The following is a 14,519-nucleotide window of genomic DNA, read 5'->3' as shown; positions in this document are numbered from 1 at the left end:
TCACCCCATTGCTATTTGTCATGGGCGCGTTTTTAACAACGCCCCCATGGCAGTCATGTCAATTAACTTTATTGGTCCGACTTACTTAAGTGAAGAACATAATGAGATCAGCAATGCGGACAGCGATGAGAGATATTTTTCATCCAAATTCATAATGCCATCTTCACTGTATTTCACGTTATTATCTAGAATTTCATGAATACTCTCGACGGCGCATACGGCATCCTTCCAAACTACGCGCCGACCGAAAGGCGAAGCGCCGAGATATTGCGCGCTTTGGCGAAAACCAACGATAAAGTCGCGCAATATATCGAGCACAATCAATACTTCCTCCCTGCTGACACACCGCTTCATTTGCACTTTATCCAGGAAAACGCTGAGCGTGCTTTGTAAGGAAAACAGGTTCTTGAACAACCCGCCGGCGATATCCTTCGGTGTTTTCACGCTGGTTGATATGACAAAAGGGAGCTCTCCATGCTGCGAGATATATTGATAAAGCCCATTTATCGCCGTCGTCGGCTTAATATCCAAACCGCGAAGAATGACGTCAACCTCATCTTTTAGCGATTTTTCCACTTTGACACCGATCTGGATTTGTTCCGTCATACAATTCATCCTCAACATAGAGATCCGGATTAAACACCAATATTATTCAAGCAAATAATATTCGCCACCAATTACCATGTTAAGATTTTTCTTATATGTGGCAACCTGTTTTTTATTATTAAAAATAACAAAAGAATTATTTATATATAATGTTAAGCGTAGCCGATGTGTTAATTCCCCCGCTGCTCATTGCGGTGGGACTGTAAGGATAATAATAGGCCGCCATGCCGATGGAAAATTGCGCATCCAAGGCATTGCCGGTTCCCACATGAAATAATGAAGTCGCCGCGCCTGGCGTCACGCTGGAAAGCGACAGCGTGACGGGATTATTCGGCGAAGCCGTCTTGACCAGCCGGATGCCAATGCCTTTTGCCGCCTCAGCGCTTTTATCAATCAAAACCGTATTATCCGAAGACAACAGATTATTGCTGGATAAAAACATATTGATATCCCGATCGGCCGTGCCGCCACTTTGCCGATTCTGGCAGCTGAAATTCAGCGTAAAGGGCGTCAGGCCATTTTGCGCCCCCTGAGTAATCTGCGATATCCCCAGCGTCGGCAACTTCACCGCCAGGCCGGCATTGTCGAAAGTGCAGGTCGTCATCTTGGGCGCATACTTGATGGTCATCGGCTGCCCGTACATGTCGCGCTGATCGTAAGGCCAATTGAAACCGTTGAGCAGCCAGGTCAAGATCTTCACCAACTGCTTGGCGGGCCACAAAATGATCTCCAGCAAGGACATCCCGCTCAGATCGGTCACGAACATCACGTCCTTAAGGCTAACCGTGTCGCCGGGTATCAATGTGCCCGTCTTGCTGACCAGACTGAAACGAATATTCATCGGCTGATTCAATTCCGAAGCGGAGTGCGATCCCCAACCGCTAAGTTTTTTGTTGGCGATGTCGTTGGTTATTTCCGCGCGTATCCAATATTTACCGTTGTTGAATCCCAGAATGGTCGCCTTTGTGCTGTCGGTTGACAGGATGCGCGTATAGCCGAATTCGCTGCTCGAGGTTGAACAACTGAATGAACCGCTGTATTGCGTATAAAAACTGCCTTCCCAGACCGGGGTTTTATCGCTGAGCTTATCCGACAAATCGACGTAGATAGGCGGCGCATATTGGATGCCGTTGCCGTAGCATGAAGCGTAACTGTAACCGCTGAACAACAGGGACAGGGTCAGTGCGAGTATCCTGAGCATGGTGTAATTATCCTTTTATCGACATGTGTTGGCTGCGCTGTCCATCGAGATTTTCGGGCGTTCAATCTTGCAGACACCGTCATTCAGCCTGACCTCCAGTGACGTTGGCTGCTGCTCCACCCGCAGATACAGGACGCTGGCCTGCCCGACGAAGCCAATGGCATGCCCGCTTTGATCCGCCACCTCCGCACCAAATGGCAGGGGCTTATTGCCGGGCTTAAAGGCGCGCAGCGTATAAGGCCGACGCCGATCGGTTTCGAATCTCAAATAGTTGACGGCGCCGGCATAGGGCACGCTGTTGGCGATATTGCCGACGATCTCGGCGCCGGAACTGTTGCCGGTATCCGACAATGTCACGGAGTTTTGCCGGTAAGGCGTGGCGTAAGGCACCAAAGCCAGCCCTTCGTCGTTAGTGACGATGCTCTCGTCGCCGTTCACCATCAGCCCTTTGGCCTTGGGCGCGTCCACCACCATCATGGTGTTGCCCATTTCGTTGGACGCCAGCAAATGCCAAGGGATCGCCACCAGACTGCCGCGGGCGCTCATGCCCAACTGTCGATAGTCTGATGATTCACTGTAGGAGCCGCCAACGGTCGTCGCGTTGGCGCGATAGGCGGCATTCACGCTCGCCATGCTGTTGCCGCCGCTTTGATTGCTGCCGGCAAGCGCATAACTCAGACGGTTTGATTCCAGCGCATTGCCGCTCAGGCTCAGCGAGCTTTGCTGATAGTGCGAATCGGTGGCGGATAAGCTGGTGCTGAGATAGGCATTGTTGTCGAACATCGACAACGGCACGCTCAGAGAGAGATAAAACCGCGTCTCTTCTTTGCGATCGGAATTTCTCACGCGACTCGCGGAAATGTTGTAACTGACCCGCGCGAAGGCATTTGAATACCCGAGCTGGTATTCCCGGCTTTTATTCGTATCCGACCAATAGTCGCGCTGGGTGCCGGAGAAATAGAGCGTGCCCCACCCGTCTGCGAGCCTCTGATTTAGGTTCAAATTGAAGGTATTGCGCGGACGAGCGGCGCGAACGGCGTCCCAGGTATTCAAATCCAGCGGGGCAAGCTCATCGTCATCCCGATCGTTCCAATAATCGTGAAAGCGCTTGTCACGCTCGCGGTAGCCTTGATGGGTGTAGATGGCATCGTTGAAACTGTAATAACCTTTGGTCGAATAACGGTAAGCCGCCAGCGTGAAGTTGGTTGCGGTAGCGTCCAAAAACTTGCTGTAGGCGATCCGAAAACTTTGCCCATTCTCGTTGCGATCCTGCAAATGCGTCGAGGCCTGAGTCACATCGACGGATACCGCGCCGAACGGCAGATTCCAGCCACTGCCCAGCAGCCAGGCGCGATAGTCCTCGCTGAGGATCGTACCGGCGTAACCGGTGACCAGATTATTGAAGCCGTACTGCAGCGTGCCCTGCACGAAAGCGGGCGCATAGTCGGTATCCGCCTGATTGACCTTACCGGCCACCAGGCCATATTTGCTGACGCCCTGCTTCAACATGTTGGGAACGGCGGAAAACGGCACGGTAAAGGATTGTTCCCGCCCGTCGGCTTCCCTGACCACGACCAACAGATCCCCCGCAGAACCGGTCGGCAATATATTGTCCAGCGTAAAGGCGCCCGGCGGCACGTTCTCCTGATAGATGAGGTTGCCGTTTTGCAATACTTTCACCAGGGCATTGCTCTGCGCCACGCCCCGTACTATCGGCGAAAAGCCCTGCTGCGAATTGGGCCGCATGTTGATATCCGAGGCTAAAGCGCCGCCCCGCACCCGAATCGAGTCGAACAAATCACCCGGCGAATAGAAATCGCCCATCGTCAGGTTCGATTTGATGGCGGCGAAGCCACGCTGCACATAGCGAGTATTATTTTGCCAATCGCTGCCTTGCCGCGAACTGCTGCGGAAATTGCTGCTGTCTCTGAATTGCCAACCCGCCAGATTGACCCCCGATTCCAAACCGGTATAGAAATCGTCGTTTGACGCCTTGTCGCCCTGCAACGACTGCACGTGGTAATAGGTGGCGTTATAGGCCAGCAGCAACGCAGGCACGCCGCGATCCCAAAATTTGGCGTCAACATAGCCGGCCTCTGCGCGAATCACTCGCGACTGGGGCACCGTCAGCTTAAGGCTCAACGTCCCCACATCGAAGTCCGCCCTTCCTCCTTGCACTAACGTTTGGACGGGGATCGGCCCCTTGTCCACCCCGATGGACAAACGACTCATATCGATGCCCAACAGGGCGGCGTCACGATGGGCGATGCGAATATCGCCTTTATGTTCGCCGAACTGCAACGAGAACCGCCCTTTCCAACTCTGGTTGACATACACGTCGACCGTTTGCGTGCCTGCCGGCATGTCATTATTGAGGTAAAAACGCGACAGATCGGATTCGCTGGACGCACCGGCCAATAGAGAAGTGTCGAATTTCATCGCCGATGCTTTATTTAACGGTATGAATACAGATGCGGTCAGTATCGAAAGCAATTTTAGTTTAAGCTTCATGGCCGTTCTTCACGTTAGCGGGCTGTAATGGCTTTAGATTTATAAGCCCCCAGGTCGTCGATATAGAGCAGGGTGTAGGGAATATTCCGGCTCACGCCAACTTTGGTCGGGGCAAAGAGGCTGGAATATGGCCCGACCATCACTGAATCGACCAACAGATTCTTTTTGCCTTTCTGATCAACATTGGCCAACGTAAAATAGTAAGGGCCTTTGTTGATAACCTTAAATCCCTTCCCCGCCGCCTGGAGTTCAATGAAGTCGGTGATGTTATTGACACTGCCGGTTAATCCTGCCGGGCGATAAAATAGCTTGATGCGTGATTTGATGGCTAATTGCAGCGTATTGACGCCCTGCAAATTCTCCGGCGTAGGCGGGATATCCAGCACATTCAAATAAAATACCGACTCACGATCGCCGGGAAGCGCCGCGTTCATTTTTTGTATGCGTAATTGCTGGCCATTATTTCCGGCAACTTTCACAACCGGCGGGGATAACAAGAACGGCACGTTTGCCGTTTCAGGCGTCGAGTTTATATCACCGTCATCAATCCATGCCTGCACCAGTGCCGGATCGTCACCATTGTTGACTAACTGAACGATAACATCCTTGTTTTTTTCCGGATAAATAACGCGCGTTCCATTAATTACAATATTGGCATCGGCGCAAAAGCTGCTGAGAAACAATCCAGCAAAGATTAAGCACTGTTTCATAGTCACCCCAGAAGCCAGGCCTTTGCCTTGGGCGCAGGCCTGGCTTAATTGCAATTACAGGTAAGAAATGGTGTAAGTCACGTTGGAACTCAATTCCCCCACTTTTGCTTCCAACGCATTGGTCTTGTAGTAATAGGCGTCCAACGTCAGCGTTTCGGCATCCGGCGCCGTTTTATCGCCTTTGATCTTGGTGACATAAGGCACGTTCAACGGAATCGGCGTGGATGAACCCGGCTCAGCCAGAGAAAAACCGACGTTTTTCGCTACGGCGGCGTCGCTTTCATTCACGGAGCTGTTCAGCAGATATTTCCCGTCGGTAGAGATATTATTCGCCGAAGAGAAGTAGATCTTCAGCGGCGTACCGGCCGTTCCCGCCGCCGGCGTGCAGCCGGAGAACGTCAGCGAGAAAGATTTCTTGTTTTTGGTGATGGGGCCGACCACGGTGCCCGCATCAGTCACGGAAATCGGGCTGAGCGCAACGGTAAAATCGGCGCTTTTCCCGCCATTGATGGTACAAGTGGTATCCGTAACGGCACCGCTAAACGAAATAACGCCACCGGCGGAATTATCTGCCGCCGTTGCGCCCACAGATGTTAACGCGGCAGCCAATACCGCCAAAGAGATGCCTTGCTTAATCATAATAAACCCCATTACTTTCTTCGCTGAGAGAGCATATATAAAATGACCTACACCATTAAACCGTTTAGAGGCTAACGAAGCTTAGGCAATAGCAGAGTATTGACAGCATCCTGCCATCTAAAAGTTTATATGCGACGGTATATATTTATATATATCCAAGTGTATTCTAAAAGGTATCCGACAATGGGAAAAATCTCATTCACCGCCAGATGCAGGACATATTAATTCCAAAGACAAAAAAATTGCAACATCGAATCAAATAATTTTCATGACAATAAAAAAATGAATCGAGCAATGACCGGAAGGATGTGTGCCTTAAAAGAGTGAGTACGGCAGCCTGCTTACTGCGCGGGTTAAATGAGCGCCGCCATTTCCTCATAAAAGCGCTTGTGGCATAAAAAACAAAAAGCCATTGATATAAAAAGAAAAAACACACAAAGAAAAATCTTAGATTCCTTAACCCTCCTCATCCCTCCACGTAAGGTTTACTTTTCCCCTACCTTAAAAATTATCCGACCTACCGCTATAGGAGTAGCCCGGAAATGCGATACTCTCTGCACATGAATATTCAGACACACAAGAAACAGCGTCCGAATTTTTCTTTGCTCAGTCGATAAGGATGAATTTTTCAGAGAAAAATATATCTTTCCCTATCAATATAAAACCCACCTTTAAAGTATATTAAAAAATATACTGAAAGATAATTCATTTAAATAAATCGCTACAGGGGTCAAACAAGATAGGGGAAAAGGGATGCATCGCGAGTAACGGCGGGAATAAAAAACCCGAGCGCCACAGGCTCGGGTTGATAGCAACACAGACATTCGACGATCAGAGCGGCTTTTCAGTCCGTACGATGCCGTGATTCTTCATCACCTCTTCCATCGTAAGGCTATCGTCATACGGCGTCTCGTCGACCACGACGTCTTTCGGACGCTCATAGGGTTTGGTCGCACGTTTGAACATCCACCACCATACGAACACCAGGAAAGCGCCGGACTTGAGAAAAATCATGGTCCATAGGGCGACTTGATACCAGTTCATCTCTGTCTCCTAAGAGTATTAAGCAAAATCGATAAGGCGGCGTTAATTATCGTGCCGGTCACGCCTGACAGCAGCAGGCATCCGAGCAGCCTGCCTTGATGACCGCATAATCTCACCGATGCGTAGCCCTTATCAATAGCCGTTCGCGTTTCCTGCGGGCGACCGTCAAGTTCTCAGCACGCAAAAGCAAAAAACCCCGCGCTCTAAGAGCGCGGGGTCAGAATGTATGGCGGAGGAGCAGAGATTCGAACTCTGGAACGGTTTCCCGTCGACGGTTTTCAAGACCGTTGCCTTCAGCCACTCGGCCACCCCTCCGCAACGACGCGCACTATAAACAGAGCTTATTCGCTTGTAAAGCCCAGGCGCGTTCAACCGCGCGAAAAATCGACGGAATGATGCAAGCCGGCGAACAAACGCGCGGCCGCTCCCCCCGCTGTTGCAACAATGATAACTAAGGGTAAAGATTGGTAAACAAACTTTAATCAAGCGCTTGCGCTGCCTATCATCGGGATTATTTTGTGATGGCCTGATAAGAGAGATCATTATGGACCGCATTGTCGTCTCGTCTTCCTCGCGCGACTCCCTGCTCAGCACGCATAAAGTCCTGCGCAACACCTATTTCCTGTTATCCCTGACGCTGGCTTTCTCGGCGCTGACCGCAACCGCCAGTACCCTGCTGGGCCTGCCTGCGCCGGGCTTGCTGCTGATGCTGGTTGGCTTCTACGGCCTGATGTTCCTGACGCATAAACTGGCCAACAGCCCGGCAGGCATTCTGGCGGCGTTCGCGTTGACCGGTTTCATGGGGTATGCCCTCGGCCCGATCCTCAGCTCGTTCCTGAACGCCGGCGCGGGCGATCTGATCATGCTGGCGCTGGGCGGCACCGCCGCGGTGTTCTTCTGCTGCTCGGCCTACGTGCTGACCACCCGTAAAGACATGTCGTTCCTGTCCGGCATGATGATGGCCGGTTTTGTGGTGCTGCTGGTGGCGGTGATCGCCAACCTGTTCCTGCAGATCCCTGCTCTACACCTGGCGATCAGCGCGCTGTTCATTCTGTTCTCCGCCGGCGCGATCCTGTGGGAAACCAGCAACATCATTCACGGCGGCGAGACCAACTACATTCGCGCCACCGTCAGCCTGTACGTGTCGCTGTACAACATGTTCATCAGCCTGTTGAGCATTCTGGGCTTCGCCCGCAGCAACTGATCGCGTGTTACCCCGCCTTCCAGGCCCCGCTCCGGCGGGGCTTTATTTTTTGCGGCTGAAAAAATTTGCTAAACTGGCGGCCGTTCCGAATTATCCGTTATCGAGGCAGTATGTTGGAGTTTGAAGGTCGGGTTATCGACACTGACGCGCAGGGCTATCTGAAAAACAGCGCCGACTGGCATGAAGGCCTGGCGCCGCTGCTGGCCGCGCAGGAAGAGATCGTGCTCACCGAAGCACACTGGGAAGTGGTGCGCTTTGTGCGCGACTTCTATCAGGAATTCAATACCTCACCGGCTATTCGCATGCTGGTCAAAGCCATGGCGCAGAAATACGGTGAAGAAAAAGGCAACAGCCGCTATCTGTACCGCCTGTTCCCGAAAGGGCCGGCCAAACAGGCCACCAAGATCGCCGGATTGCCCAAACCGGTAAAATGCATCTGACCGCTCCGCCCGCAGCGCCGCTGCAGGCGAGCACTTAATAGCGAATGCCGAACCCGTCGTAGTCGGTCACGCCCTGCGGCTCCACCAGCACGCGTTCGACGCGCGCGCTGCGCGGGCCGCCCTGCTTCAGCCATGCGACCAGCGAGTCCACCTGCTCCTGTGTGCCGCAGGCCACCACCTGAACGCTGCCGTCATCAAGGTTGCGCGCATAGCCCGTCACCCCCAGCGCCTCAGCCTGCCGCTGAGTGGAATAGCGAAACCCTACCCCCTGCACCACGCCATACACATACGCAGCAATGCAAACTTGTGTCATAATCGCCCCCTTAATTCAGTTTTCGTTATGGCATTGCCGTGCCTTTGCACCGCCGTGTCACTTTTTCTATCCTAGCTGGCAGCATTATTAATTATGACCGTACGCCTGTTTCTCGCCAAAGGACGTGAAAAGTCCTTACTCCGTCGTCACCCTTGGGTATTCTCCGGCGCCGTTCAACGCGTCGAGGGCAAAGCGCTCTCCGGTGAAACCATCGATATTCTCGACAGCCAGGGCAAATGGCTGGCTCGCGGCGCCTACTCGCCCGAGTCGCAGATCCGCGCACGCGTCTGGACTTTCCAGCAGGATGAAGAGATTAACATCGATTTCTTCATTCGCCGCCTGCAGCAAGCGCAAAGCTGGCGTGATTGGGTCGCGCAGCGCGACGGCCTGGACGGATACCGCCTGATCGCCGGCGAATCCGACGGCCTGCCGGGCATCACTATCGATCGCTTCCAGAATTTCCTGGTGCTGCAGCTGCTGTCCGCCGGCGCCGAATATCAGCGCCCGGCGCTGCTTTCCGCTCTGCAGCATTGTTACCCGGAATGTTCGATTTACGATCGCTCCGACGTGGCGGTGCGTAAAAAAGAAGGCCTGCCGCTGGCGCAGGGTCCGGTGCTGGGCGATCTGCCGCCGGAGCTGCTGCCGATCACCGAACACGGCATGAAACTGCTGGTGGACATTCAGCAAGGGCACAAGACCGGTTTCTATCTCGATCAGCGCGACAGCCGCTTGGCGGCGCGTAACTACTCCGCCGGCCGCCGGGTGCTGAACTGCTTCTCCTACACCGGCGCCTTCGCCGTTTCCGCTCTGATGGGCGGCTGCGCGCAGGTGATCAGTGTAGATACCTCGCAGGCGGCGCTGGATATCGCCAGACAGAACGTCGAGCTCAACAAGTTGGAGCTGAACAAGGCAGAGTTCGTTCGCGATGACGTGTTCCAACTGCTGCGCAACTACCGCGCCCAGGGCGAGAAATTCGATCTGATCATCATGGATCCGCCGAAGTTCGTCGAGAACAAAAACCAGCTGGCCAGCGCCTGCCGTGGCTACAAAGACATTAATATGCTGGCGCTGCAGCTGCTGAACCCGGGCGGCATTCTGCTCAGCTTCTCTTGCTCCGGGCTGATGCCGACCGATCTGTTCCAGAAAATTTTGGCCGACGCCGCTGTAGATGCCGGACGTGATGTACAATTTATAGAACAGTTCCGCCAGGCTGCCGATCACCCGGTGATCGCCACGTACCCTGAGGGGCTGTATCTGAAAGGCTTCGCTTGTCGGGTGATGTAACTTGAAATGCGCTGCCTTGCCCCCATATATGAGCAAGGCATTGTTTCTCAGGAGGTCATCATGATTGCCAGCAAATTCGGTATCGGACAACAGGTTAGGCATAAACTGCTGGGGTATTTGGGCGTCGTTATCGATATCGACCCTGAATACTCTTTGGAACAACCCAAAGCTGACGAGATAGCGGCGAACGATGAACTGCGTTCCGCTCCTTGGTACCACGTGGTGATGGAAGACGAGGAAGGCCAACCGGTGCATACCTATCTGGCGGAAGCGCAGCTGGATGGCGAGCCCCAGGAAGCGCATCCCGAGCAACCATCGCTGGATGAACTGGCGGAATCCATCCGTCACCAGTTACAGGCGCCACGCTTGCGCAATTGACCGCGCCAAGACCTGAGAAACCCTGAAAGAGCCCGGCAGCGCGCCGGGCTCTTTTTATTTAGCGCTCCAGCCCCAAACGCGGGATTTCGATTTTCGGGCAGCGATCCATCACCACCTGCAGCCCGGCCTGTTGCGCCAGCACTGCCGCCTGGTCATTAATCACGCCGATCTGCAACCACAGCGCCTTGGCACCGATCGCTATCGCCTCTTGCGCCACGCCGTAGGCTGCCTCCGAATTGCGAAAAACGTCGACCATATCGACCGGCTGCGGGATGGCGGCCAGCGTGGCATAAACCGGCTGCCCCAACAGCGTCTGCCCCGCCAGTTTTGGGCTCACCGGGATCACCTGATATCCCTGCGACAACAGATAAGCCATCACCCCATAGCTGGGCCGCGACGGGTTATCGCTGGCGCCCACCAGCGCGATGGTTTTCACCTGCTGCAATAACTCAACAATCTCTTGATCTTGCATCTTCAACTCCCGTTTATCACTGCGTCACTTTTCCGTTTCGAGTGTAACCGATCGGCATTCGCGCGGCTAAACGCTACGCGCAGGAAACTTCAGCGTAATCTTATGGTCTGAGGCTGTCGCGGTTCAGCCACGCACAGACGTGTCTAATTACAAATAAATATGTAAAAATGTAAATAAAATACCCGATTGAAAAATTTTGACACAACCTATGCCATGTTCAACACTTAGAGCTACGTCACTTTATAAGGAGATAATGATGAAATTTGGTCTGGTGGTTGCGGCGTTGCTCAGCATCAGCATGCCTGCCGCGGCTACGACCCTGAAACTCTCCCCGGACATCGATCTGCTAGTGGTCGACGGCAAGAAAATGACAGGTTCGTTGTTAAAAGGCGCCGACAGCCTTGAACTGGATGGCGGACAGCACCAGCTGCTGTTTAAAGTGACCAAAACCGTACGTTCCGGCCAGCATACGCAGGCCTATGCGTCCCTGCCGCTGGTTGCCACCTTCAATACGCAAAAGATCAGTCAGGTGGCAATCGAACTGCCGCGCATCGAGAACGATCGTGACACGCAACGCTTTGATAAAACGCTGAACTATCGGGTGGTGGATAAAGAGGGTAATGCCCTGCCGTTCCAGCATGATGTGCTGCATCCCGACAGCGTCACCTTCAATGCCGATTTGGAAAAGGTGATGACGGATTACAATCGCCAAAACCGCCCGGCTTCCGTCCCGCTTTTCGTCCAGCCGAACACAGGCAACACAATAGCCTCCCTGCCGGCCGGCGCACCGGTGAATGCCCCGACGGTGACGCTGAAAGGTGAAAACGTGTCGGAACAGATGCTGCAATACTGGTTCCAACAGGCGGACAAGGAAACCCAGAAGCGCTTCCTGCACTGGGCCAACAAACAACCGGTTCGCTGATCCCTCCCGGCGCCTTAGCCGCAAAGGCGCCTTTTCTTCGCATTTTCAGCTGCAAACGCTAGGCAGTGAAAAACAGTTTCAGTAATCTGTCGCACATCCCCGATTAGCGAAGGACACTGAGATGGAATTGACCACCCGCACTATCGCCGAGCGCAAGCACATTGCGCTGGTGGCGCACGATCACCGCAAACAGGCCCTGCTGGAATGGGTTGAAAGCCACAAGACCATTCTGGCGCAGCACCAGTTGTACGCCACCGGTACCACCGGCAACCTGATCCAGCGTGCCAGCGGCATTCCCGTCACCAGCATGCTGAGCGGCCCAATGGGGGGCGATCAGCAAGTCGGCGCACTGATTGCGGAAGGCAAGATAGACATGCTGATCTTCTTCTGGGATCCGCTGAACGCGGTTCCGCACGATCCGGACGTGAAGGCGCTGCTGCGGCTGGCGACCGTCTGGAATATTCCGGTAGCGACCAACCGTTCGACCGCTGATTTTTTGATTGACTCTCCGCTGTTCAAAAGCGAGGTGGCGATCGCCATCCCCGACTATCAGCGTTACCTGCAAGACCGCCTGAAATAGTCCTTTCGGCCTGGCTGCCGCCAGGCCTGCTGCTTACGGTTTTTTCTGCACCGGAACGCCAAGCTCACGCAGGTGGTCGACGAACACCGAAGGACGTTCACGATCCTGCAACAGCCATACCTGATGTTTGGCGCGAGTCAACGCGACATACAGCAGACGGCGCTCTTCAGCATCCGGAAAGTCCTCCGGCTGCGGCAGTAACACCTCTTCCAACACCGACTCGCGCGCCACGGCGGGGAAGCCGTCACGCCCCTCATGCAAACCGGCGATGATGACGTATTCCGCCTGCTGCCCCTTGCTGGCGTGGATGGTCATAAACTCCAGATCCAGCTTTGGCCAGCGGGTGGCCGCTTTCGCCAGCGCTTCCGGTTTCAGATGGTGGTAACGCGCCAGCACCAGGATGCGCTCATCCGGCTTGGCGTAGCCGCTCAGCTTGTCCAGTAGCGGCTCCAACTGCTCGTGCGGCAGGATCGTCACCGACTTTTTATTGCCCTTGCTCAGGCTATTGAGCGGTTTTTTCAGCTGGTGCGGGTTCTGCTGCACGAACCGGTTGGCCACCTCGCCGATGCGTTCATTGAAACGATAGGTGGTATCCAGCGCGCACTGCGCGCCTTCGCCGAAGTTCGTGGCGAAGGCCGTGGTTAACGTCAGTTCTGCGCCGCTGAAGCGATAAATCGCCTGCCAGTCATCCCCTACAGCAAACAGGCAGGTCTGCTTGTTCTGTCGGCGCAATGCCGCCAGCAAGAGCGCACGCTGCGGTGAGATATCCTGAAACTCGTCGACCAGAATATGTTTCCACGGGCTGACGAAGCGCCCCTTGTCGAGAATGTTGACCGCCTGATGGATAAGGCCGGAGAAGTCCACCGCCCCTTCCTCTTTCAAGGCGCTTTTCCAGGCTTTCAGCAGCGGCGCCATCAGCCTGATGCGTTTTGAAAACAGATCGCGGATTTCTTCATCCGCCTGCTCGATCATTTCCGCCTGGCTGCCACCGTGCATGCGCATCAGCCCCAACCAGCGTTCCAACCGGCTTGCCAGGCGATCCGCCAGGCGCTTATCCTGCCAGAAGTCGCCTTCCGGCACTTCCCATTCCAGCTCTTCGGTCAACCATTGACGCCACCCCTTGGCCTGCGCTTTCTTCTCCGCGCACTGTTGGCGCCAATGGGTGATCAGCAGCTCTTTGCGCGCTTTGGCATCGGTTTCCAACCGGCTGATGGCCGGCGCTTTGCGGCTGCCTTGTTGAATGATTTGCAGCGCCAAGGCATGGAAGGTCTTGGCCTGAATACCGACATCACCCAAACGTTCTTTGATGCGGTCGTTCATCTCGCCGGCGGCCTGACGGCCGAACGCCAACAGCAAGATTTGACCCGGTTCAGCCTCCTGACGACGCAACAGCCAGCCGGCGCGCGCCACCAGCACCGACGTTTTGCCGCTGCCGGCGCCGGCCAACACCAGCACGGAATCCTCGCCATTGACCACCGCCCGGCTCTGGGCGTCGTTGAGCGGCGAACTCTCGACGGTCTGGAAGAAATCATGGTGTTGATCCAGCATGCGCTCGGTCCACTGCCGGTTGCGTTGCTCGATACTGCGCTCCCCCTGCTGCAACCATTGCAAACACAGATGGTAATCAGCCCGGCAGTTATCGAATTCCTCCAGGCGCGCCACCGGCATCGGCAGCGCGGAGAAAGCCTCGCGAATTTGCTGCTGCAACTTGCCCAGCTCAGACTTTTTGAACCATTTATCTTGTTGTTCAATGCGCTTAATCTGCGCCACCTGCTGTTGCAACACGCCGGCGCTGACGTCGCTCATCTCGGCGCTCCACTGCTGCCACGCCTGCTGCAGAAAGTGATAAAAACGCTGCGTTTCCTGCCATTCGGTGCCGTGCAACCGCACTACTTTTTCGTCCGGTAATTCAAATTCCAGCTCGCCCCAGACGATGCCACGCTTGCACCTGACCTGAATCAGTTGATTGAAGGGGATCAGGTATTCATGTTTTTCCCCGCTCACCTCAACGCCGGCGTGCAGCAACCGCACGCGGTTATAAGGGTGCTGAGCCAGGTGTTTCCCCAGCGATGTCGCTTTAAGTTCCATATCGTCGCGCCATGACTATGTTGAGATTAAATAACGGATATATGCCAGTTTACCTGCGATAAGCAGTGGCACTCTAGCGCTAAAAAAAGGGTAGAATAGATTTTGCGTTTTTATCGTGAATACGCCC

The 14,519-nt window shown here is 54.3% G+C and carries 15 protein-coding genes and 1 tRNA gene; 6 read left to right on the top strand and 10 right to left on the bottom strand.

What is annotated here, in order from left to right:
* Positions 1-81: 81 nt before the first annotated feature.
* From ACP3TA_RS14555 to ACP3TA_RS14525, 7 genes are all read right to left on the bottom strand, one after another.
* Positions 82-606: a hypothetical protein gene (locus ACP3TA_RS14555; protein WP_049866670.1), complete on the bottom strand. Its 525-nt coding sequence runs from the start codon at positions 604-606 to the stop codon at positions 82-84.
* 136 nt (positions 607-742) lie between these two features.
* On the bottom strand, positions 743-1,807 hold the full coding sequence (locus ACP3TA_RS14550; RefSeq protein ID WP_426784333.1) for a fimbrial protein: 1,065 nt from the start codon (positions 1,805-1,807) through the stop codon (positions 743-745).
* A gap of 15 nt (positions 1,808-1,822) precedes the next feature.
* Entirely contained in the window at positions 1,823-4,318 is a 2,496-nt protein-coding gene (locus tag ACP3TA_RS14545; RefSeq protein WP_047572019.1) for a fimbria/pilus outer membrane usher protein, read from the bottom strand.
* A gap of 14 nt (positions 4,319-4,332) precedes the next feature.
* Positions 4,333-5,028 carry a fimbrial biogenesis chaperone gene (locus tag ACP3TA_RS14540; RefSeq protein WP_033644245.1) on the bottom strand — a complete coding sequence of 232 codons (696 nt, stop codon included), beginning with the start codon at positions 5,026-5,028 and terminating at the stop codon, positions 4,333-4,335.
* A gap of 54 nt (positions 5,029-5,082) precedes the next feature.
* Complete coding sequence (locus tag ACP3TA_RS14535; RefSeq protein ID WP_369825806.1) at positions 5,083-5,679, bottom strand: fimbrial protein; 597 nt, start codon at positions 5,677-5,679, stop codon at positions 5,083-5,085.
* A gap of 819 nt (positions 5,680-6,498) precedes the next feature.
* Positions 6,499-6,711: a hypothetical protein gene (locus ACP3TA_RS14530; protein WP_004928089.1), complete on the bottom strand. Its 213-nt coding sequence runs from the start codon at positions 6,709-6,711 to the stop codon at positions 6,499-6,501.
* A 227-nt stretch (positions 6,712-6,938) separates the two neighbouring features.
* Positions 6,939-7,026: transfer RNA gene (locus tag ACP3TA_RS14525), tRNA-Ser, on the bottom strand.
* 229 nt (positions 7,027-7,255) lie between these two features.
* Here ACP3TA_RS14525 and yccA point away from each other — a divergent pair.
* Positions 7,256-7,915, top strand: a complete 660-nt coding sequence (yccA, locus tag ACP3TA_RS14520; protein ID WP_033642602.1) for an FtsH protease modulator YccA — start codon at positions 7,256-7,258, stop codon at positions 7,913-7,915.
* 110 nt (positions 7,916-8,025) lie between these two features.
* Positions 8,026-8,355 carry a sulfurtransferase TusE gene (gene tusE / locus ACP3TA_RS14515; protein ID WP_033642601.1) on the top strand — a complete coding sequence of 110 codons (330 nt, stop codon included), beginning with the start codon at positions 8,026-8,028 and terminating at the stop codon, positions 8,353-8,355.
* Between the two features lie 34 nt (positions 8,356-8,389).
* Here tusE and yccX read toward each other — a convergent pair whose 3' ends face one another.
* The gene (yccX, locus tag ACP3TA_RS14510) at positions 8,390-8,668 is read right to left on the bottom strand and encodes an acylphosphatase (RefSeq protein ID WP_033642600.1); all 279 of its coding nucleotides are present in this window, start codon (positions 8,666-8,668) and stop codon (positions 8,390-8,392) included.
* Between the two features lie 93 nt (positions 8,669-8,761).
* Here yccX and rlmI point away from each other — a divergent pair, with 93 nt between their 5' ends.
* Positions 8,762-9,952: a 23S rRNA (cytosine(1962)-C(5))-methyltransferase RlmI gene (gene rlmI, locus ACP3TA_RS14505; protein ID WP_072627929.1), complete on the top strand. Its 1,191-nt coding sequence runs from the start codon at positions 8,762-8,764 to the stop codon at positions 9,950-9,952.
* A gap of 60 nt (positions 9,953-10,012) precedes the next feature.
* Positions 10,013-10,330: a heat shock protein HspQ gene (gene hspQ, locus ACP3TA_RS14500; RefSeq protein WP_004928104.1), complete on the top strand. Its 318-nt coding sequence runs from the start codon at positions 10,013-10,015 to the stop codon at positions 10,328-10,330.
* 58 nt (positions 10,331-10,388) lie between these two features.
* On the opposite strand, the gene ACP3TA_RS14495 is transcribed toward hspQ, so the two are convergent.
* The gene (locus ACP3TA_RS14495; RefSeq protein ID WP_033642598.1) at positions 10,389-10,802 is read right to left on the bottom strand and encodes a CoA-binding protein; all 414 of its coding nucleotides are present in this window, start codon (positions 10,800-10,802) and stop codon (positions 10,389-10,391) included.
* Between the two features lie 256 nt (positions 10,803-11,058).
* On the opposite strand from ACP3TA_RS14495, the gene ACP3TA_RS14490 reads away from it, so the two are divergent.
* Positions 11,059-11,724, top strand: coding sequence for a DUF2057 family protein (locus tag ACP3TA_RS14490; RefSeq protein ID WP_046686791.1), 666 nt, complete (start codon positions 11,059-11,061; stop codon positions 11,722-11,724).
* A gap of 121 nt (positions 11,725-11,845) precedes the next feature.
* Entirely contained in the window at positions 11,846-12,304 is a 459-nt protein-coding gene (locus tag ACP3TA_RS14485) for a methylglyoxal synthase (protein WP_033642596.1), read from the top strand.
* A gap of 33 nt (positions 12,305-12,337) precedes the next feature.
* Here ACP3TA_RS14485 and helD read toward each other — a convergent pair whose 3' ends face one another.
* A complete protein-coding gene (gene helD, locus ACP3TA_RS14480) occupies positions 12,338-14,392 on the bottom strand; it encodes a DNA helicase IV (RefSeq protein ID WP_033642595.1) in 2,055 nt (684 codons plus the stop codon).
* Between the last annotated feature and the right edge of the window lie 127 nt (positions 14,393-14,519).

Source organism: Serratia sp. 2C06, assembly GCF_050037615.1.
Taxonomy (GTDB): domain Bacteria; phylum Pseudomonadota; class Gammaproteobacteria; order Enterobacterales; family Enterobacteriaceae; genus Serratia; species Serratia ureilytica.
This window is presented reverse-complemented; position numbering and strand designations above follow the sequence as displayed.